At 44.0% G+C, this 19,446-nt stretch carries 18 protein-coding genes and 1 riboswitch; of the genes, 3 read left to right on the forward strand and 15 right to left on the reverse strand.

All coding sequences use genetic code 11. The features are described 5' to 3' along the window. Positions 1-27: 27 nt before the first annotated feature. Both B6K08_RS02210 and B6K08_RS02215 read right to left on the reverse strand, forming a co-directional pair. Positions 28-585 (reverse strand): helix-turn-helix domain-containing protein, encoded by a 558-nt coding sequence (locus B6K08_RS02210; protein WP_080325258.1) that lies wholly within the window; start codon positions 583-585, stop codon positions 28-30. 26 nt (positions 586-611) lie between these two features. Then, positions 612-1,283 carry a cache domain-containing protein gene (locus B6K08_RS02215; RefSeq protein WP_080325259.1) on the reverse strand — a complete coding sequence of 224 codons (672 nt, stop codon included), beginning with the start codon at positions 1,281-1,283 and terminating at the stop codon, positions 612-614. Positions 1,284-1,537: 254 nt separating this feature from the next. Here B6K08_RS02215 and B6K08_RS02220 point away from each other — a divergent pair, with 254 nt between their 5' ends. Both B6K08_RS02220 and B6K08_RS02225 read left to right on the forward strand, forming a co-directional pair. After that, positions 1,538-3,625 (forward strand): methyl-accepting chemotaxis protein, encoded by a 2,088-nt coding sequence (locus B6K08_RS02220; RefSeq protein ID WP_039208078.1) that lies wholly within the window; start codon positions 1,538-1,540, stop codon positions 3,623-3,625. 83 nt (positions 3,626-3,708) lie between these two features. Further along, positions 3,709-4,218 carry a hypothetical protein gene (locus tag B6K08_RS02225; RefSeq protein WP_039208081.1) on the forward strand — a complete coding sequence of 170 codons (510 nt, stop codon included), beginning with the start codon at positions 3,709-3,711 and terminating at the stop codon, positions 4,216-4,218. A 247-nt stretch (positions 4,219-4,465) separates the two neighbouring features. Here the strand turns inward: B6K08_RS02225 and B6K08_RS02230 are convergent, their stop codons facing one another. Together B6K08_RS02230 and B6K08_RS02235 are read right to left on the reverse strand one after the other, a co-directional pair. Then, entirely contained in the window at positions 4,466-6,370 is a 1,905-nt protein-coding gene (locus B6K08_RS02230) for a heavy metal translocating P-type ATPase (protein ID WP_080325260.1), read from the reverse strand. Between the two features lie 35 nt (positions 6,371-6,405). Next, complete coding sequence (locus tag B6K08_RS02235) at positions 6,406-6,627, reverse strand: cation transporter (protein ID WP_039212031.1); 222 nt, start codon at positions 6,625-6,627, stop codon at positions 6,406-6,408. Positions 6,628-6,853: 226 nt separating this feature from the next. On the opposite strand from B6K08_RS02235, the gene B6K08_RS02240 reads away from it, so the two are divergent. Continuing rightward, positions 6,854-7,216, forward strand: coding sequence for an ArsR/SmtB family transcription factor (locus B6K08_RS02240; RefSeq protein ID WP_027396431.1), 363 nt, complete (start codon positions 6,854-6,856; stop codon positions 7,214-7,216). Positions 7,217-7,312: 96 nt separating this feature from the next. Here the strand turns inward: B6K08_RS02240 and B6K08_RS02245 are convergent, their stop codons facing one another. The 11 genes from B6K08_RS02245 to eat form a co-directional block, all read right to left on the reverse strand. Further along, complete coding sequence (locus B6K08_RS02245; RefSeq protein ID WP_039212016.1) at positions 7,313-7,822, reverse strand: type III toxin-antitoxin system ToxN/AbiQ family toxin; 510 nt, start codon at positions 7,820-7,822, stop codon at positions 7,313-7,315. Between the two features lie 441 nt (positions 7,823-8,263). After that, positions 8,264-8,527, reverse strand: coding sequence for a hypothetical protein (locus B6K08_RS02250; protein ID WP_039212027.1), 264 nt, complete (start codon positions 8,525-8,527; stop codon positions 8,264-8,266). Positions 8,528-8,831: 304 nt separating this feature from the next. Then, positions 8,832-10,145 (reverse strand): phosphomethylpyrimidine synthase ThiC, encoded by a 1,314-nt coding sequence (gene thiC, locus B6K08_RS02255; protein WP_039212012.1) that lies wholly within the window; start codon positions 10,143-10,145, stop codon positions 8,832-8,834. A 185-nt stretch (positions 10,146-10,330) separates the two neighbouring features. Next, positions 10,331-10,436, reverse strand: a riboswitch (TPP riboswitch). A gap of 75 nt (positions 10,437-10,511) precedes the next feature. Next, complete coding sequence (gene trpD / locus B6K08_RS02260; protein WP_039212009.1) at positions 10,512-11,537, reverse strand: anthranilate phosphoribosyltransferase; 1,026 nt, start codon at positions 11,535-11,537, stop codon at positions 10,512-10,514. Positions 11,538-12,067: 530 nt separating this feature from the next. Beyond that, positions 12,068-12,610, reverse strand: a complete 543-nt coding sequence (locus B6K08_RS02265; protein ID WP_052212586.1) for a uridine kinase family protein — start codon at positions 12,608-12,610, stop codon at positions 12,068-12,070. A gap of 141 nt (positions 12,611-12,751) precedes the next feature. Further along, positions 12,752-13,324 carry a histidine phosphatase family protein gene (locus tag B6K08_RS02270; RefSeq protein ID WP_052212583.1) on the reverse strand — a complete coding sequence of 191 codons (573 nt, stop codon included), beginning with the start codon at positions 13,322-13,324 and terminating at the stop codon, positions 12,752-12,754. A gap of 31 nt (positions 13,325-13,355) precedes the next feature. Then, complete coding sequence (locus B6K08_RS02275) at positions 13,356-14,387, reverse strand: nicotinate-nucleotide--dimethylbenzimidazole phosphoribosyltransferase (RefSeq protein ID WP_234985157.1); 1,032 nt, start codon at positions 14,385-14,387, stop codon at positions 13,356-13,358. 12 nt (positions 14,388-14,399) lie between these two features. Beyond that, a complete protein-coding gene (eutC, locus tag B6K08_RS02280; RefSeq protein WP_234985159.1) occupies positions 14,400-15,173 on the reverse strand; it encodes an ethanolamine ammonia-lyase subunit EutC in 774 nt (257 codons plus the stop codon). Beyond that, entirely contained in the window at positions 15,170-16,567 is a 1,398-nt protein-coding gene (locus tag B6K08_RS02285; RefSeq protein ID WP_039206042.1) for an ethanolamine ammonia-lyase subunit EutB, read from the reverse strand. Before B6K08_RS02285 ends, eutC begins: the two co-directional genes overlap by 4 nt. A gap of 15 nt (positions 16,568-16,582) precedes the next feature. Beyond that, entirely contained in the window at positions 16,583-17,995 is a 1,413-nt protein-coding gene (locus B6K08_RS02290) for an ethanolamine ammonia-lyase reactivating factor EutA (RefSeq protein ID WP_039206041.1), read from the reverse strand. Between the two features lie 3 nt (positions 17,996-17,998). Further along, positions 17,999-19,378 (reverse strand): ethanolamine permease, encoded by a 1,380-nt coding sequence (gene eat, locus B6K08_RS02295; protein ID WP_080325262.1) that lies wholly within the window; start codon positions 19,376-19,378, stop codon positions 17,999-18,001. Between the last annotated feature and the right edge of the window lie 68 nt (positions 19,379-19,446).

Below are 19,446 nucleotides of genomic sequence, written 5' to 3' on the forward strand. Positions count from 1 at the left end.
GAAGTTTAATAGCTGCAAGGATATCTTTTAATTTGAATGATCCTCGGAGACTGTGGGCGATCCTTGCTTTCGCTTCTGCGCCTCTTGCTCCAGGCGCAATCTCCTCAGTTCTTTTAAATAGGCTACCTCAATGCGTAGCTTGAGATTTTCTTCTTCTAGCTGCTTAAGTCTCTCATCTTGATTAATATTACATTCAGGTGTAATGCTGGTTTTGTCTGGCACCTTTGGCCGCCTGCCTTTCCGTTGCGGTTTGAGACCTTCTATACCAACAGCACGATAGCGTCGAACCCAGTTTACTAAAATCCCGTCAGATTTTAATTTAAGTTGAAGTGCTAATTCTTGGTAGGACATCTCTGTACTTAAATATAACTCTACAGCATGTAACTTGAATTGGAAAGAATAGGTTTCATTTTTTCTTGACCGTTGAAGTCCTTTTTCCCCCATTACCCGATATTTTGCAACCCAAAATTGAATACGTTTTTTGTCAGGTATACCATATTTGTGGGCTAAAGCATGGTATCCGATATCCCCTTTCAAATATTCCTGAACTATCTTCAATTTGAATTCAACACTGTATTTTGCCATAAAAAGACCCCCATAAGTTAGATTACTTAGTCTAACTTATGGGGGTCTCTACAAAGGCTGTAGCCCTTTTCACCAAGCTTAAAGTCACTTACCTTCTCCATAACTGCATCAACATAAATGGCAGCCAATACCATACCTACATTCTGGCCATTATTGTCCTTTGCCAAAGCGATGGAATTCACAATAATTTTACCAGTGGCCTGAGAAATTACAGGGGATGACATAAAGGAATCCTTGGCACCAGTCATAGTCTCTTTATACCATGCCTTATCTGCATTATGCATTTCCTTGAAGCCGGACTTTGTCTCACCATACAATAAGCCAGAGCCATCGAAGGGACCCCAGCTCACGGAGTCATAAACCCCCGGATAAATCTTGTTCATGAGAGCAAGACGATATTTATTGTTCTCATTCATCCCCGCAGGATTTTCCCTCAATGCCTTTGCAGAAGGAATATTTGCAGCATTCTGGGTCTCCAGCATACGCGTCTCCAGCCATGCAGATACACCATCGGAGACCTCCTGAGCATTGTTCAGAGAGCTGCGTGTCAGCTGATCCTCAAAGGTACTTCCCACATACTTGAAGATTATACCAGACATAATAACTAGGCCTATTATTACAATAGGCAACACATACATCAGGATTTCCGTCTTTACAGTACGGACATTCCCCTGATTCGAAATGTTGTTATTCGACATAATAACCCTATCCTTTCTTTTAGTTATCAAACTACATATTTGCTATGTAATTTTAGTCACTTTTACAAACTATTTTTTCTACATTTATGGGCATATTCCTGCTTTTATCTGCGAAATCTTTCTATAGATAATTTCTCTAAATTAAGTATTATTTTTCTTTTAAAGCAGGAAATTATTTATCAATAACGAATTTTAACAGTGTATAATGATTGTTGTATTAACGTGGAAAGACTTTACATAGGGGGTCATATATTATGTTTGATAGTTTATTTAAGTCAAATCAACCAAAAGCAGCCACGCCGTCACCGGCAGAGCGAATAGCTCCAAAGGCGGTTCGTCCGGCAGCTACGCCTACCGCCAGTGTTTCCTCTACTCCGGACACCAAGGTGGCTTATTTGTCCACCAGTGAGCTGAATTCTTCAGCATTAACTCCTCTCTTTGACGTTGCTGAAGGGCCTGCACTGGTTATCGGCTATGTTTCCCCAGATAACGACATGAATGATGTTGCTTCCAGCATAAAGGCCGTATTGCCTCCAAATGCCAAGCTTATTTTGTTAACCACCTCCGGTGAGCTGTGCAGAACTGCCAGCAGCCGCACCTTATATTGCGAAGCACCTGACAACCGTCGCAAGGTTTTGCTGCAAGTATTCTCCCGCCGCATGATTGATAATATGTATATTATGACCATCAATCTGCCAAATGAGGATCTGCGTCAAGGGCAGGTTTCTATAAGTGTCGAAGAACGTGTTAGAAGGATGCAGCAGGAAATTGACAAGCATAAGATTCCATTCCGCATGAATGTAAACCACACCTTTGGCCTTTTGTACATCGATGGTCTTTCCAACTGCGAATCCTTCGTTATGCAGGCATTTTACCAGAATGGTATGTTCCCTATCCCATTTATAGGAGGTAGTGCTGCTGGTTTACTTGATTTTCAGCACACCTATATCTATAACGACAGTCAGGTTTTGGAGAATGTTGCCGTAGCCGTTATCGTTCACACCTCCAAAAACTACCGCTATGGTATTTTAAAGACTCAGGCCGTTGAAAGAGTGGGCAAATATTTCGACGTCGTAAATGCCAACTCCGCTCTGCGTTACATTTCCACTGTGGAAGACACCAACGGTGAGGCCATACCATTCATTGATGCCCTTAAGAGAGAGCTGGGATGCTCCAGTGTTTCTGAGCTTAACGCAAAGCTGCAGGAATACACCTTCGCCACCGATATAAAGGGTGAAAACTTTATCCGTTCCATTTCCAGCATTGATGAAGCAAATTACCGCATCAATTTCTTCTGTGATATTGAATCCGGTGAGCGCCTCTACCTTATGAAACGCGTAGGACTGGAAAATGACCTCAAAAATGCTGTTAGAGAGTTCAATCAGGGCAAGCCTACTCCAATTGGTGCTATCTTAAATGACTGTATACTCCGCCGTCTTGGGTATCCTGAAGAAATCAAGCACATTGATATGTTCAACGAATATCCTGTGGCCGGTTTCTCCAGCTTTGGTGAAATCAGCGGTCTCCACATGAACGAAACATTGACGGCTATTTTCTTCTACTATGAACCAAATGGTACTTCCTTCCACGATCAGTATCTGGATTATTTTGCTGGTCATTATGCTGCTTGTCAGGAATTCTTCCTCACCCGTGTAATCGCCCGTCAGCAGCGTGTAGGTGTACTGAAGGATCAGGTCCTTGACCTCTTTGACGAATATCAGCAGAGCCTGCCATCCATTATCCGTACTATTTCCCAGATGTCCAAGGACGTTGATGCGGTTAAGGATTCCATGCAGGAGCTTTCCGGTGGTATTGACGAACAGGGTTCCTACTTCACCCAGCTTCTGGAACGTAATTCAGAAATTACACCAAAACTAAAGCTCCTAAGCTCCAGCACTGAAAAGATAAATGATGTAATGCAAATTATTACGGATATTTCTTCCCAGATAAATCTTCTGGCCCTCAATGCTGCCATTGAGGCCGCCCGTGCCGGTGAACATGGTCGTGGCTTCGCCGTTGTAGCCCAAGAGGTTGGCAAGCTGTCCAAGAGCACCCAAGAAAGCGTTCAAAGCTCCGATGAGGCCATTAACACTCTGGTAAACGATGTTAAGGCCATTGATACCATTTTGGCCAAGAACAAGGAATTTGAAGCAAAAATTGACGAATTTGACCAGCGCTTCTCCAAACAGGTGGCTTCCGTTCACGACAGCCTGCAGCATAGTCTGGAGCAGATTTCCAAATCCACTCAAGTTATCAATGATTTGGACAGCGTTAACGCCACAGTTACCGAAAAACTCAAGGTTCTGCAGGAAACCATCCGCAACATCGAGCTTGGTATTTAATCAACTTCTAATGTAAAAAAAGTGCCGGTTCCTTTTGGGGCCGGCATTTTTCTTCGATATTCTTATAGAAAGGGGAGATTACTATGGATAAACTCAAAGTTTTGCTTTTGACGTTCAGCTTTATGCTATTATCTATATCCAGCTGCTTTGCCTGGGGATTGGGCTGGGGCTGGGGGGATCTTGATGATATTGGTGACCGCCCCCTGATTCAGTATTATGCCCACACTCTGGAAAACGGCTGGTCAGACCGGGCCAATGACGGTGAGGCCGCCGGAGACCCTTATGGAAGCCAGACCATTGATGCCATACGGGTACAGTTCCTCACTGGGCGAAATATGTATGTCATGTATCGTGTTCACGTGCAGAATGGTGAATGGACTGGCTGGGCCATGAACGGATCCACAGCCGGTATCTATGGCAAGCCTATTGATGGTATACAAATAGCCTTAGGTAGCTGGAGAGGCGATTTATGGTCCGTTTCCTACAAGGGACGCATCAAGAATCAGGGTTGGTCCAGGGAATGGCTGCCAGAGGGAGAAATATTAGGCAATCTACAGGATCCTATACTATCCTTTAGAGTAAGAGTACAATAATAAGTATAAATCGATATTTAAATCTTACAAAATAATAAAGCAGGAACAATTGTTCATAGCAATAGGATTGAGAGCGTTAAAAAACAATTTTTTACAAACCTGCATTAGTGATAAAAATTATCTGTTTGAGCGTTGTGATGTTATCCCGTAAGGGCAACGCGAGTTATAATTTTTATTGCTATTATCAACCAGTAAAAAATGTTTTAGCTCCTAATCCGTGCTATTAATAATGTTCCTGCTATTTAAATTAATTTATAGTTTCTGGATCTTGGGCCTTTACGTACATACACCGCATAGCATTAAGAATAGCCAAGACTGCCACTCCCACATCTGCAAATATAGCTGCCCACATACTGGCAAAACCTAATGCACCTGCAATGAGTACCAACACTTTAACCCCAATGGCAAACCATATATTCTCCTTTACAATTCTGAGACATTTCTTGGAAATACGTATGGCTGTGGCAATCTTAAATGGATCATCATCCATCAGTACCACATCGGCAGCCTCTATGGCTGCATCACTGCCCATAGCGCCCATGGCAATTCCGATATCTGCCCTGGAAAGCACCGGTGCATCATTAACACCATCACCAACAAAGGCCAGTGCTTCATCCTCACTGCGTTTACCAGCAAGCAGCTTCTCCACTTCGCTGACCTTGTCCTGAGGCAACAACTCACTTTTCACCTGATCCAGACCCAATTCAGCAGCAACTTTTTCAGCCACCTCTTTGGAATCACCAGTAAGCATAACAGTCTCCCGTATCCCCTGCTCCCTAAGAGCTTTAATAGCTGCCTTGCTGTGTTGCTTAGGTGTATCAGACACCACAATATGTCCTTCATATTCGCCATTTATGGCCACATGGACAATGGTTCCCGTATGTTCACAAGGCTTCCATTCTGCACCCAAATCATCCATCATGCGGGAATTACCTACACAGACAGTATCACCGTTAATGATTGCTTTTATACCGCGACCAGCTATTTCCTCGGTGTTTTCTATTATGCAATCATCCTTTTCATCAGGATAAGCCTCCAGCAATGAAAGTGCTATTGGATGTGAGGAATATCTTTCCACATGAGCCGCCAAATGAAGAAGCTGTGCTTCGTCCAGCTTTTCTGGATGAATAGCCACCACACTAAAGGTGCCTTTAGTCAGAGTACCAGTTTTATCAAACACAACTGTTTTGGTTTCAGAAAGGGTTTCCATGAAATTAGAGCCCTTTACCAATACACCATGACGGCTGGCTGCCCCCAAGCCTGCGAAGAATGACAATGGTATGGAAATAACCAATGCACAAGGACAACTGATTATTAGGAAGGTCAAGGCCCGATACAGCCACTCTCCCCACATTGGTTCACTGTCCATAACAGTTAAAACAACTGGTGGGATTAACGCCAAGGCAATGGCTGCCCACACGACAATAGGGGTATACACACGGGCAAATTTTGTAATAAATTCCTCAGACTTTGACTTTCTGGAGCTTGCGTCCTCGATAAGTTCAAGGATTTTTGAGGCCGTGGACTCACCAAATTCCTTTGTGGTACGCACCTTTAACAAGCCAGTAAGGTTTATACTGCCGGAAATAATCTCTTTTCCCGGTTCCACATCCCGTGGCAGAGATTCCCCCGTAAGAGCCGCAGTATTTAAGGTTGAATGCCCCTCTATCACAATGCCATCAATGGGAACCCTTTCACCGGGCTTAACCACAATAACAGAACCAATTTTCACATCATCTGGGTCCACCTGCTCCAACTGGCCATCCTCATTTTCCATGTTGGCATAATCCGGAGCGATATCCATTAAGTCTGCAATATCCTTGCGGCTCTTGCCCACGGCATAGCTTTGGAACCATTCGCCAATCTGATAAAACAACATTACCGCAATGGCCTCTACATAATCACCACTATGATACAACGCCAAGGCAATGGCCCCTAAAGTAGCAATGGCCATCAGCAGATTCTCGTCAAAGGGCTGACGGTTTCTGACTCCCTTCACAGCCTTTATCAATATGTCATGTCCGATTATAAAATATGGAATGATATATAAGGTAAACCTGAACATTCCATCAACCTCAATAAAATTTAAGGCAATCATAATGACGGAGGTAATTACTATACGTATCAGATTTTGTTTTTGTTTTTCAGTCATGGCAATCTCCCCTTGCAGCCTAATGCTGCTCTTACTTACTCAAAGAAGATTTCGCAGTCCGGCTCCACCTTGCGACAGTCAGCCAATACGTTTTTCATAACATCATTTGGCTCAACACCATCTTCAAATTCAACCTTCATCTTCAAGGCCATGAAATTTACAGAAGCAGCCTTAACACCATCAACCTTATTTGCTGCATCCTCCATCTTAGCAGCACAGTTTGCACAATCCACATCAATTGTATAGGTCTTTTTCATAATAACATTCCTCTCTTTCTTTTCCTGCATACATCCACATAATTGTCAGTCAATAGTACAAACAATTAAGTAGTTATTTAATTGTTTTCTATGTCTATATATTAAACAATTGCTTAATCGTTGTCAAGTGAATAATTAAACTTTTGCTTAATAGTTAATTTCTGCTATAATTAATTTAAAATACGATACAAAGAATCGTTATTCCATCAGAAGGAGTGCTTTATCCGTGACTACACTTCCCCATAACCACCATAGCCATGAAGAAGAACAATATATAGTTGAAAATATGCCAGCAGAATGTACCATTGCCGCTGTAGCAGAAGCCATGAAGCAGCTTGGTGATCCTACAAGATTGCGTATATTTTGGCTGCTTTGTCACACGGAAGAATGTGTGGTGGATATTGCGGCCTTTATGAATATGTCTTCCCCGGCCGTATCCCACCATCTTCGGGTTCTAAAAAACACCGGCCTAGTAACCACACGCCGTGAGGGCAAGGAGGTATACTATACCGCTGCTGATACCCCTATGGTAAACAAGCTGCACCATACCATTGAAGAAATCGCAGAAATCAACTGCTGCGACCAGTGAGCTTTATATCATCATACAATAATAAAACCCTGTAGACAGTATTTCAAAGATACCAACTACAGGGTTTTGTTATACTTCCAATGTCAAATATGATTATCAGCTCCGATTCAGAACCTTATTTATATACTCACGATAACCAGCCTCAAGTATAAGAAAGTCACAGCTATTATCTGTCAAAATCTGCTTACGGTTTTTGATAACCATTTCATAGATTTTCTTTGCTTTTTTCACAATTTTATCAGCATTGTCTATACAAAAACGGTACTCCTTATATACTAATAAGCGATACTTTTCATCTTCAATATCGTTAATAATCAATCTCGTAATACATTCATTCGGAACAGGAACCATATAATTAAAACGTAACGAGCCCTTTATTTCCCGCTCATCCCCAAGAACACGAATTAATATATTAGCCTCCTGCTTCCTACTAAATGAAGATACAGAAACATAATATTTAATGCCATTTACTTCCAGCACTGCTCCAAAAGAGAACTTATTCCGATCGGAATATCTTATATTAGGCACCTTGGTAATGCCTCTTTTTGCTTTCTCATATTCTTGCAAAAACTTATTATACGATTCATCAATACGATAAAAGTCCATATGTATCTCTTTTCAAACAAAAAAATAGGGAGATATTACTATCTCCCCACGAATTAACGGTTCGCATTCAAAGTAGCGAAGCACTTAAATTAAAGGTTTGCACTCAAAGCAGCAACGCTCTTTAACTGAGCAAAGCCTTTGCTCACCTACATTATATTTGTATTCTTAGTAAAAATCAACCATCTTTATAGAGAGATTGTTAATTGTTAGGTTGATAATATAATTAAACTAATTTCATATCTTTATTCTTTATATTTATATTATAATATTTTAGAATTAGTATTTCAATACTTTTATTTTTTCACCAGCCTTGTGTTCTTTCAAAAAATCTCCCATATTAAACTTACATATCGAAATCAAATTTCTCAAAGGTATTATCAAGGAATCTATCCCACTCAACATAGCCAGGATGGAATCAACATCCTTACAGGCTTCACAGCCCTAAATGCGCTCCAGCTTAATCTGGCGGAAATCTCCCTTTGGTGTGCTTCCCATTGCCACATAGCCCATCATAATATTTCCTTCTGGAATCACAGTGTCCTTATTAATTCTGTATGGCTCGAAATTTTTCACCACCCAAAAGTTATCGCAGTCGGCACCATCCTTATTTTCTTTTATATATGCCCCGCCATTTACTGGCACATCATAAGGACGAGGGCCTTTATACCATTTCATCCATGCTATATTGCAGAACAAAATTTTCATTACTGATTTCCCTCCTCCTTTGATTTATTTTTTATTTATCTTGTGAGCTAAGTATAACAAAATACTTTTATGAAGGCAGGGGACAACTTGTCCCCCAAAATAGAATACTATCATTATTGAAATCGAATTACTTACTTAACCTTACCGCATGAAAATTATACGCGATTCTTAGATAGCTGAATATTTCTACACTATTTTATGGTTCAGAAAGTATAAGATGTTATTAAACTCCAAACAAAAAAGTGAAGCAAACAGCATCAAAACTTATTTGCTCCACCTGAAAAATGATTACAAATATTCACTCTCAAAGTATATCAATTATTTCCCCGGCCAGGGCCTTGTTCATGGATCTCACAGCACAGAATTTTCCGCACATGCTGCAGGTATCTGCATGATCATCCTCAGGGGCACGGGAGTCGCGGATAGACTTGGCTGTTTCCGGGTCCAAAGCCTCCCTGTACTGTGCCTCCCAATCCAGCTTTCGTCTGGCATCCGCCATACGGTCATCCTGAGCACGAGCCCCCGGCAAGTCCTTGGCAATATCCGCTGCATGGGCTGCTATCTTGCTGGCAATAATACCTTCCCGTACATCATCCACATTTGGCAATGCCAGATGCTCTGCTGGGGTAACATAGCACAGGAAAGCCGCCCCGCTCATAGCAGCTATGGCACCACCAATGGCGGCAGTAATATGATCATATCCCGGAGCAATATCCGTAACCAAAGGCCCCAAAACATAGAATGGGGCTCCCTTACATATAGTCTGCTGTACCTTCATATTGGCGGCTATCTGATCCATAGGTACATGACCCGGCCCCTCCACCATTACTTGGACATCCTTGTCCCAAGCCCGTTGGGTAAGCTCACCCAAGCGAATCAGCTCCTCTATCTGCACCCCATCGGTGGCATCAGCCAGACACCCTGGACGACAGGCATCTCCAAGGCTTACCGTTACATCGTATTCACGGCAAATGTCCAAAATCTCATCATAATATTCGTAGAAAGGATTTTCCTCCCCCGTCATGGACATCCAGGCAAAAACTAGAGAGCCCCCCCGCGAAACGATATTCATCTTCCGCTCGCCCTTGCGAATCTGCTCAATAGTCTTTCTGGTAATACCGCAGTGGAGAGTGACAAAATCCACGCCATCCTCAGCGTGAAGTCTTACCACATCCACAAAATCCTTGGCTGTCAGAGTTGCCAAATCCCTCTGATAGTGAATCACCGCATCATAAACCGGCACAGTCCCCACCATGGCAGGGCATTCCCGGCACAGCTTCTGTCTGAAGGGCTGGGTATTGCCATGGGAGGATAGGTCCATAATAGCCTCTGCTCCCAAATTAACGGCACTCATAACCTTTTGCATTTCTATATCATAGTCCTTGCAGTCCCTTGATACACCCAGATTAACATTTATCTTGGTTTTCAGCATACTGCCTACTCCATTGGGTTCAAGGCTCTTATGATTTACATTGGCAGGAATGGCTACCTTCCCCTGGGCCACCATATCCATAATAAAGGAAACCTCCCTGTTTTCCTTTTTGGCCACAGCCTCTATCTCAGGTGTAACGATACCCCTTCTGGCTGCATCCATTTGTGTTGCATACTCTCTTTTCATTTCATGTACCTCCCAAAAACAAGCAAGATGAAAGCATACTGGCTTTCATCAGCCCTTACACGAAATCTAGAGCTCATCTTCATCTTTCAGATTCGATTCGCTAAGATTTCATAATAAAAGACAGTGCCCGATTGGACACTGCCTTACTTTTTATATATGTATCAGAGCGAGGGCCACATCAACCCTATATGCTCTGTAAGCATTCCTACGTTGGCATTATCCAAATCAGGTTCAGGGTCGTGTGTCTTTTCATACACACCTCTCAGCATTTCCGCTCCCCTTGCTATTCTGTTACCTCTTAAATATATCACTGTATATAGATTATGACAATTATTTTTCATAATTAATCATTATTTGCCTTGTTTTTTAAGCCTCATTGGACTGCTGAATATATGCCTCCATGGTTTTGTATGCTTTACCACTATCTATCATTTCAGCCGCCAGTTCAATACCAGCCTGCATGGTTGGTGCCTTCTGAGCCACATAAAGGGCCAGTCCCGCATTCATCAGCACAGCATTTCTCTTGGTACCCTGAATTTTACCAGACAAAACGCCTTTGGTAATCTCAGCATTTTCCTCGGCAGTGCCTCCCACCAGTTCATCCTTGCTTCCACGCACCAGACCGAAATCCTCAGGGCAAATCTGGGTAGTACGATAATAGCCATTCTTAAGCTCGCATACAGTGGTAGGAGCACTTGGAGATATCTCATCCAGACGATCCTTGCCGTGAACCACCACAGCATTGGCTACACCTAGCTTATCCAAAACCTTGGCTACCGGCTCCACCAAATATTCATCATAAACACCCAGCAGGAAGTAGTCCGGATTGGCTGGGTTTGTCAATGGACCAAGAATATTAAATACTGTTCTAAAGCCCAGCTCCTTGCGGATAGGACCAACATACTTCATAGCACTATGATATTTCTGGGCAAAAAGGAAGCACATGCCACAGCCGTTAAGCATCTCCAATGCCTTTTCAGGACTCTGCTGAATATTTACTCCAAGGGCCTCCTGCACATCAGCAGTACCGGATTTGGAGGAAGCCGCCCTATTGCCGTGCTTTGCCACCTTTACCCCAGCTGCAGCAATAACAAAGGCAGAGGTAGTGGAAATATTAAAGGTATTGGAACGGTCACCGCCGGTCCCCACAATTTCCAGCACCTTGAGGCCAGGGTGTGGAACCGGAGTAGCCAGTTCACGCATAGCTGCTGCACAGCCGGAGATTTCCGCTATGGTTTCCGCTCTGGTGCTCTTGGTGGAAAGAGCTGCCAAAAAGGCTGCATTCTGGGTTTGAGAGGTCTGGCCCTTCATAATTTCATTCATTACAGTGTACGCCTCATCATAGGTCAGGTCCTCTTTTCTTACTATTTTTTCAATTGCTTCTCTAATCATTTTTTTGGCTCCTTTCAAACAGCAAAACATTTTTTTGAAAGCTCTTAACTGCTTTCCTTCCAGCAGCCTGACCGAAGTGTGGACAATAAGCAAGATGAAAGTATACAGGCTTTCATCAGCCCTTATACGAAATCTAAAGTTCATCTTCATCTTACAGATTCGATTCACTAAGATTTCGTAATAAAAAAGCCCTCAACGATAAAAACTATCGTCAAGGGCGAGAATAAACTATTCCCGTGGTGCCACCTAGATTTGCGACTTCACACACTCAGCAGGATACCATCATATCCCCGGCAACTAACGTATGCCTTCACGTCATGAGATACTCTGCCATGTACAAAATCCATTGCATTTCATCATGCCCTCTGTGGTCCATTTACAAATCAGCGTTCTATCCGGCTCCCAGCTTCCCGGACTCTCTGTGAGTGCCCCTTTTGCTTGATCTCCACATCATAGGTTTGTTCAATATTATTTTTGAACCTGTTAGTATTAAACAGCAAAATCAAAAAAATGTCAAGGTAAATGTTACTTTACATTTTACTGGTATCTATAGTACAGTCACATTGTCCTTCTACGGTGCACACAGAAAAATATCTTTCCTCAAAAGGAATCCAGCGGGACTCAAACATTTTGGCCGCCTCGGCGCCATTTCGCCTTATAATCCTCTCCATCTGTTCCTCAGTAGACACCGTCATAAATATGCGATAATCATATATATTCACCAGTGAAGGATGGCAGCTATAGGAGCCCTCCACAATGCATAGGTTACCAGGACGGATAACCACCACATCCTGCAGTGACTGGCTTTTGCAGTCAAACCTCTGATAAGGAAGCTCTACCACGCCCTTTCGCAAGGGCTCCAGCACCTCAAACAGAAATCTTTCATGATCCACATTTTCTCCCGGCGTATTGAACCTCTCCGGGGTCCGTTGCTCCGGCCGCAGAAAGAAATCATCCATGTGAAAAACCGTGGCCCCGGTCTGCTCCTCCAAATACTGTGCCAAGGTGGTTTTTCCGGCACCACATCTGCCATCGATAGCAATAATTATCCTTTTATTCTTATGACATTCCATTAGGGAATGGATTCTATTCAATATGTTTTCTGAAGATATACTGTAATTTTCTTTCAATATAAATCCCCCACTTTACTACCCGTATAGTATAACATAAGCGGATGGCAGGTGGGGAAATATTATACTGTTATTGTACTCTCATTACTGCTGTACCTCTCCCAAGGAAAATTTCAGCTTCCAAAAATCATCCACTGGGCGATTTTCATTAATGAGCTTTATTACCTTCAGCACCCCGCCATGGGATACCACCACGGAATCACCTTCAAAGGCGTCTATTTTCCGTTCAAGACCCTTCCAGCACCATTCAACACGCTGATAAAATTTCTTGAAGCTCTCTCCCTGAGGAAATCGGAAATTAATCCAATCCTCCTGCCATTCAAGGCATTCCTCCGGATATTTCTCCTTTATTTCCTCGTAATCCATGCCTTCCCAACGGCCAAAATCTATTTCCGTCAGATAAGGCACCACTTCTATTTGGCAGGGAACATCCAGATTTTCCTCCAGTATGCAGGCCGTCCTAAAAGCCCTCTGCAACGGACTGGTGAAAATGGCCACCTCATGGGCAGAATTATCCTTCAGAAGCTCTGAAAGCTCATGTGCGGCCTCCCTGGCCTGCTCCATGCCCTGCTCTGTCAATAGGGTATCCAATCTGCCATAGTAACCCCTATGACAATTTCCCTCAGATTCTCCATGTCTTACCAAATAGGTTGCCATTGTTCTCACCTACTTATCAAATTAATTATTTTTATGACGATTTTGCCCGACAGGCTTCCATAGCTTCAGCCTCCAGATGGGCCATCTGATCAATATGGGCCACTGTATAAAGCATTGTCCGCAATATATTCAACTCCAAAATAGCACCTGTGCCCTCACCCAAAGCCAAACCAGCTCTAATAGGCACCTCATCTTCATTAATGCCCCCCAGGGCCAAAGCGTATTTCATCCCCGGCTCCTTGGAAAGATGAGAAGGTATCATTACACGGGCAACATCAGGATGAATTTTGGCAGCACAGGCAAAGGCCACCGCCGTAATAAAGCCATCCAGTACAAATGGAATACGCAGCTCACCGCAGCGAACCATGGCACCACATAGGGCTGCAATATCGAAGCCACCCACATAACGAATTATATCCTGTGGTGTTCTCAAAAATTCCTTATATTTCCTCACTGCATCAGCTATAACCTGTCGCTTGCGCTGTATAACCTCCGGAAAAGCTGGATTGGCACCATATCCCACAATAAATTCTGCGGAGATACCAGAAAGGGCATGAAGGACCGCAGAGGAAGTGGTAGTATTTCCTATACCCATTTCCCCAAAGGACAGTATATTGTGTCCCTGCCTCACTGCCTCATCCACCTGCTCACAGCCAGCGTCATAAGCCTTTTGAAATTCCTCTGCTGTCATGGCCGGTTCCTTCAAAAAATTTCTTGTTCCCTGACGAACCTTGCGGTTAAGTCCTACAGATTCCTCGCGCTTGATCCCCACATCCACTACCAGCCAAGGAATGTTATTGGACTGGCAGAAACAGCTGATGGTTGACAGCCCCAGCATCATATTTCTGGCCTGCAAATATGTTATGTCCTGAGATTGGCGCACTACACCTTCTTCCACTATACCATTATCTGCCGCAAAAATAAAATGAAAAGGCCTAAGATCAAACTGTATTGTCTTCCAGGCCCGCATCAATTTCTGTATCTGAAGCTCCAACAGACCCAGGCTCTTTTTAGGCACTGCCATCCTTGAGGTTAATCTTGCTGCTTCATCCATCTGTACCATAATTTTGCCTCCTTAGATTTTCAGTTCAACACCACTTTTCTTCTCCCGCATGAGGATTTCCGTCAAATGAACCACCTGTGCCCCAGCCTCAATAGGAGGTATACCATTGCTGTAAATGTTTGATACCACTGTGCGCTGGGATTCTGGCTTCTTTGGGCTGGATTCATAAGCCATATATACACTCATGCTTTCCCCAGTGGCCAGTCCCGGTCTTTCCCCAATTAGTTGTATTGTGACCTTGGCTCCCAGGGCCTCACTGATTCTATCCATGGTGGCTACACGGCTATAGCGGACAAATATTGGAGTTCCCACCTTGTATTTTTTCTCTCTGAAGCCATCCATCATAATGGCATACATATCCTTCAAATTGGCATTAATAGCAAATCCGCTGAGACCATCCGCCACAATTATCTGCACATCAGGCTGGTGAATGCAGTCCCTCTTTATGGCTTCAGTACTTTCCTCCGAAAAAATACGCCCCAAATCCGGTCTTCTGACATATTCCTCCTTGTTATTGACCATGGTCTGAACTTTGTAAAAGCCCATTTCGTCCACCAGAGATTCATCTATCTCCGTCCAAACTGCATCCTGGGCAATGGCATGGTCGGCCCGAAATTTCAGCAATGTTTCAGTCTTGAAGCGGTCACCAGCTCGCCCTACCCCCAGTCGGGCATTAGTGGCCTTTTTCAGGCGCTTTACCAGCTCCAAGCTTTTCGGGTTATCAATTAACACCTTATCCTTAACCTCCGGCAAGGATACATCAGGTACAAATTCTTCTTTCATCATACGGCACTCCTTAAATGTATTTCCTGCTCTCTGCTGATAAACACTGACGGATCACCGGCGATTGTGGAAAGGTTCCCCTGTTCATCAAAAATCCCCAGCTCCTTCATACGCTTTTCAAATGGAGCGATTGTATGCTTTCCGCTTAATCTGCGCAAAGCCGCAGCATCATGATAGCTGGTAGTCTGATACATAAGCATTACATCATCCCCAGCCGGAATTCCCATAATGTAGTTGCAGTCCGCCATGGTCAGCATCATGGCCAAATTTTCCAGATCATTCTGGTCTGCCCGCATGTGATTGGTATAGCACACATCACAGCCCATAGGTATACCAGTGAGCTTGCCCATAAAATGGTCCTCCAGACCGGCCCGAATCATCTGACGGCCATCGTAGAGGTACTCAGGACCAATAAAGCCCACCACTGTATTTACCAAAAATGGATTATACCGCTTGGCGAAGGCATAGCAACGGGCCTCCATCACCAGCTGGTCTGCACCATGATTTCCATCAGCGGAAAGCTCTGAGCCCTGACCTGTCTCAAAATACATGAAATTAGGGCCTACTGAGCTTTTCCGTTCCTTCATGATAGCATAAGCCTCATCCATCAGAGCAACATTTATACCAAAGGCACGGCTGGCCACCTCAGAGCCCGCAAGACTCTGAAACATTAAATCCATAGGGGCCAGATTCCTTTCCAGAACCTTCATCTGGGTGGTAACATGGGCCAATACGCAGTTCTGGGTTGGAATATCCCATTTATACATGAATTCCTTGAATTCCTTAAGAATATCCGCCACGCTATCTATGGCATCCACTGCCGGATTTAGGCCTATCACTGCATCCCCTACACCATAGCTGATGCCCTCCATAACTGAAGCCATTATCCCCGCCACATCATCAGTGGCATGATTCGGCTGTAATCTGGAGGATAAAGTTCCCGGCTTACCAATGGTAGTATTGCAGGTGGCCTCCACATGCATTTTCTTGGCAGCATATACCAAATCCATATTTGACATGAGCTTAGCCACGGCAGCAACTATTTCCGAAGTCAAAGCCGGACGAATAGCAGCGATTTCCTTCTCCGAGGCTGATAATAAAAATTCCCGGAATTCTCCAACAGTCATTGCCTTAATACGGCCAAAGACCTCCTCATCTACTGAATCCTGATCCACTCTGGTTATGTCATCATCTTCGTAGGGAACCACTGGATTATTACGCAAATCCTCTAAGGTCATATCAGCCAATACTGTCTTGGCGGCAATTCTTTCCACTGTAGACTCCGCAGCAACTCCGGCCAGTATATCTCCGGATTTTTCCTCATTTGCCTTGGCCAGTACCTCCTTCACATCCTTAAAGGCGTAGGTATGGCCAAACAATGTCGTTTTTAATCTCATATAATTAACCTACTTTCAACTCTTGAATATCAATGTCTTCACCGCCACCGGAACTATGCCGGATACGGATTTTCCCACATCCACATAATCCCCCTCCGCAGCATGAATACGATCCAGACAAATAATATGATGCTGGCGGGCAAACTGACGAAGGAGCATTCCCAATGCTTTGGCAAAATCCTGCTCCACAATAACCAGCAGAATATCCCCCTCATTTCTTGTAATATCCGCCAAGACCTTGGCTACAGCCTTAACTGCACTGTACTCAGGGGCCCTTTTTCCCGCAAAGGATATGGCTATCTGCTGGGTCTGAGGGTAAAGACGCCGCTTTATTTTATATTCCTCCTGTATCTCATGCTCCTGTTCCGTATGGTGCAGACGCAGCACCGGGATATTTTTCAAAGGCACACAGCCATCATCCATAATCACTGTACTGCCACTAATACGCACTGAATAGCTGCCAGCACCAATAACCGTGGCCCGAATCTTTTCCCGTGGCTCAAGTACGATAATCTCATCCTCCTGACTGAACATCTGACGGATAGATTCCCCCAAAAGGGGCCCAATGTCCCCATATTTATTTACGCCATGGATATCAACATAGTCTCCATCCAATGAACTGTCATAAATACATTCAGCCACACCACCGGAAAACATTACCCGTTTATATTTTCTATTTTCTATACCATGATTGATGAATAACTTTTCCTCAACAGCAGTTAATTCATGTCCCTGACAAATATGCAGAAGTACCATGGCCAATGCATCAGTAAGCTGCTTAAGTTTGTCAAGTTCTGCCTTTACTCCTATTTCAATGGGAAGAGACAGTTCTTTGATAAGTGGCATAAGGCGGTCAGAAATATAAGTAATTTTCCCATTCTCATCTAAACGCACCAGGCGTCCGCCAATATCCAAAGCAAAGGAATCCTGTATTTCCTCGTTGCAAAATACTGCGGCATTGGTGGTACCCCCACCAATATCAAAATTGATAACCGCTCCTTCCCAACCCCTGGAAGCAGCTGCGGCCCCGGAGCCGAAACCCGCCAAAACGGATTCCAGATCCGGGCCGGCCTCAGCCACCACAAAGTCACCTGCTTCAGCTGAAATGCCCTCCAGTGCCTGCTGGGCATTTTCCTTGCGGGAGGTTTCACCAGTAATGATTACAGCTCCCGTGGAAATATCCTGACGACTTATTCCAGCCATCTCATATTCCCTTTGCAAAATGGACCTTAGAGCGGGGATATCAATATGGTTATCCGCCGTCAGTGGGGTAAAGTATATCTTACTTTTATAAATTATTTCTTTTTCCTTGATGCGGATTTCGGGAACCGCCGTATAGGATATGTTTTCCAGCTTTATGCGGCTGAATATCACCTGTGAAGTGGTGGTTCCCAAATCAATTCCCGCACTTAGAATGACCTGCTCCATAATTTATTCCTGATCCAAATCATCCATAACACCAAATTCTTCTTCATATGGGCGGATATGCTTATTGCCGTGGATAAAGTAATATGCAATAGCCACTGCATAGATACCAGCCACATAAGGGAGAGCATCACTGGAAGCCATTACCAGACTTACTACACAGAAAATAGCCATCACCATGCTGATAATTGGAATAATAGGATAGGATACGCGGAATGGGCGCTTCAGGTTTGGTTCCTTGCTGCGCAAAATAAACAGGGAAATCAGAGACGTAACATACATAACAACAGATCCATAGCAAGCAATGGTGATTACCAAATCAGTAAGACCAGTAAGTGCTGTAAAAAGACATACAATACCTGGCAGAATCAACGCCCATACAGGGGTATGATGCTTTTCATCAATATGTGCCAGGAACTTTGGCAGATAGCCGGTACGGGCCATAGCATAGGTCTGACGGGAATAGCCCACGATAATACCATGGAGAGATGCAATCAAACCGAAAAGACCAATACCACTCATAAGAAGAACCGGCATGGAACCATCACCATATACAGAAGCCAAAGCCAATGGCAATGGGAAATCAACAGCAGAAACAGCCTCAACATTACCAAGACCAGCAGTAAGGAACAAAGTCAATGCTGCCATAACAAGCAGGGTAGCCATACCACTAAGGAAGCCCTTTGGAATATCCTTCTGAGGATTTACCATTTCCTCAGCACTCATGGCACCACCCTCGATGGCCAGATAGAACCAGATTGCAAAAGGAACAGCTGCCATTACACCACTGAAACCGTTTGGAAGCAGTGGCTCGGACATTACCAGTGCAGGATCAAAATGAGGGGCTGCCAGGAACCAGTACACCACCAAGCCGAGGAGGGCAATTACTGTTACAGCCAGCTCAAAGGTGGCAGAGGTCTTCATTCCCAAATAATTCAGGAAAATGAAGAAAAAAAATGCAGCCACAGTTGCCACCATTGGGTCAATCATCGGAAGCAGGGCATGTACGTAGCCACCTACAGCCAAGGCAATGGCAGGTGGGGCAAATACGAACTCAATAAGGCAGCTGATACCATTGAGATAGCCGCCAAACTTACCCATGGCACGACGGGCATAGGCTGATGGACCACCGGCATGTGGAATTGCTGTTGCCAGCTCCGAATAGGACAAAATAAAGGTTACGTAGAAAATAGTTACAGGTATAAGAGCCAATGCCAGACCCATAACACCACCCTCGGCAAAGCCATAGCTCCAACCGAAGTAATTACCGGATATTACAAGGCCTACGGCCAATGACCACAAATGAATAGGCTTTAACACGCGACTTAAATCTTCTTCCTTCTTTGGTGCTTCCATGACGGCAGTACCACTATAATTCATGCTCATACATATTCCTCCCTTACTCTTTGCTTCAAACAAAAAAGCCGCCAAAGCTTCTCGTCAGAAACTTCGAC

The sequence above is a fragment of the Anaerovibrio lipolyticus DSM 3074 genome, from assembly GCF_900141865.1.
Lineage (GTDB): Bacteria > Bacillota > Negativicutes > Selenomonadales > Selenomonadaceae > Anaerovibrio > Anaerovibrio lipolyticus.

What these genes read in the sequence shown, in the direction of transcription:
- B6K08_RS02210 (WP_080325258.1), bottom strand. Translation starts at nt 585, where the DNA reads ATGGCAAAATACAGTGTTGAATTCAAATTGAAGATAGTTCAGGAATAT.
- B6K08_RS02215 (WP_080325259.1), bottom strand. Translation starts at nt 1,283, where the DNA reads ATGTCGAATAACAACATTTCGAATCAGGGGAATGTCCGTACTGTAAAG.
- B6K08_RS02220 (WP_039208078.1), top strand. Translation starts at nt 1,538, where the DNA reads ATGTTTGATAGTTTATTTAAGTCAAATCAACCAAAAGCAGCCACGCCG.
- B6K08_RS02225 (WP_039208081.1), top strand. Translation starts at nt 3,709, where the DNA reads ATGGATAAACTCAAAGTTTTGCTTTTGACGTTCAGCTTTATGCTATTA.
- B6K08_RS02230 (WP_080325260.1), bottom strand. Translation starts at nt 6,370, where the DNA reads ATGACTGAAAAACAAAAACAAAATCTGATACGTATAGTAATTACCTCC.
- B6K08_RS02235 (WP_039212031.1), bottom strand. Translation starts at nt 6,627, where the DNA reads ATGAAAAAGACCTATACAATTGATGTGGATTGTGCAAACTGTGCTGCT.
- B6K08_RS02245 (WP_039212016.1), bottom strand. Translation starts at nt 7,822, where the DNA reads ATGGACTTTTATCGTATTGATGAATCGTATAATAAGTTTTTGCAAGAA.
- B6K08_RS02250 (WP_039212027.1), bottom strand. Translation starts at nt 8,527, where the DNA reads ATGAAAATTTTGTTCTGCAATATAGCATGGATGAAATGGTATAAAGGC.
- thiC (WP_039212012.1), bottom strand. Translation starts at nt 10,145, where the DNA reads ATGAAAAGAGAGTATGCAACACAAATGGATGCAGCCAGAAGGGGTATC.
- trpD (WP_039212009.1), bottom strand. Translation starts at nt 11,537, where the DNA reads ATGATTAGAGAAGCAATTGAAAAAATAGTAAGAAAAGAGGACCTGACC.
- B6K08_RS02265 (WP_052212586.1), bottom strand. Translation starts at nt 12,610, where the DNA reads ATGGAATGTCATAAGAATAAAAGGATAATTATTGCTATCGATGGCAGA.
- B6K08_RS02270 (WP_052212583.1), bottom strand. Translation starts at nt 13,324, where the DNA reads ATGGCAACCTATTTGGTAAGACATGGAGAATCTGAGGGAAATTGTCAT.
- B6K08_RS02275 (WP_234985157.1), bottom strand. Translation starts at nt 14,387, where the DNA reads ATGGTACAGATGGATGAAGCAGCAAGATTAACCTCAAGGATGGCAGTG.
- eutC (WP_234985159.1), bottom strand. Translation starts at nt 15,173, where the DNA reads ATGATGAAAGAAGAATTTGTACCTGATGTATCCTTGCCGGAGGTTAAG.
- B6K08_RS02285 (WP_039206042.1), bottom strand. Translation starts at nt 16,567, where the DNA reads ATGAGATTAAAAACGACATTGTTTGGCCATACCTACGCCTTTAAGGAT.
- B6K08_RS02290 (WP_039206041.1), bottom strand. Translation starts at nt 17,995, where the DNA reads ATGGAGCAGGTCATTCTAAGTGCGGGAATTGATTTGGGAACCACCACT.
- eat (WP_080325262.1), bottom strand. Translation starts at nt 19,378, where the DNA reads ATGAGCATGAATTATAGTGGTACTGCCGTCATGGAAGCACCAAAGAAG.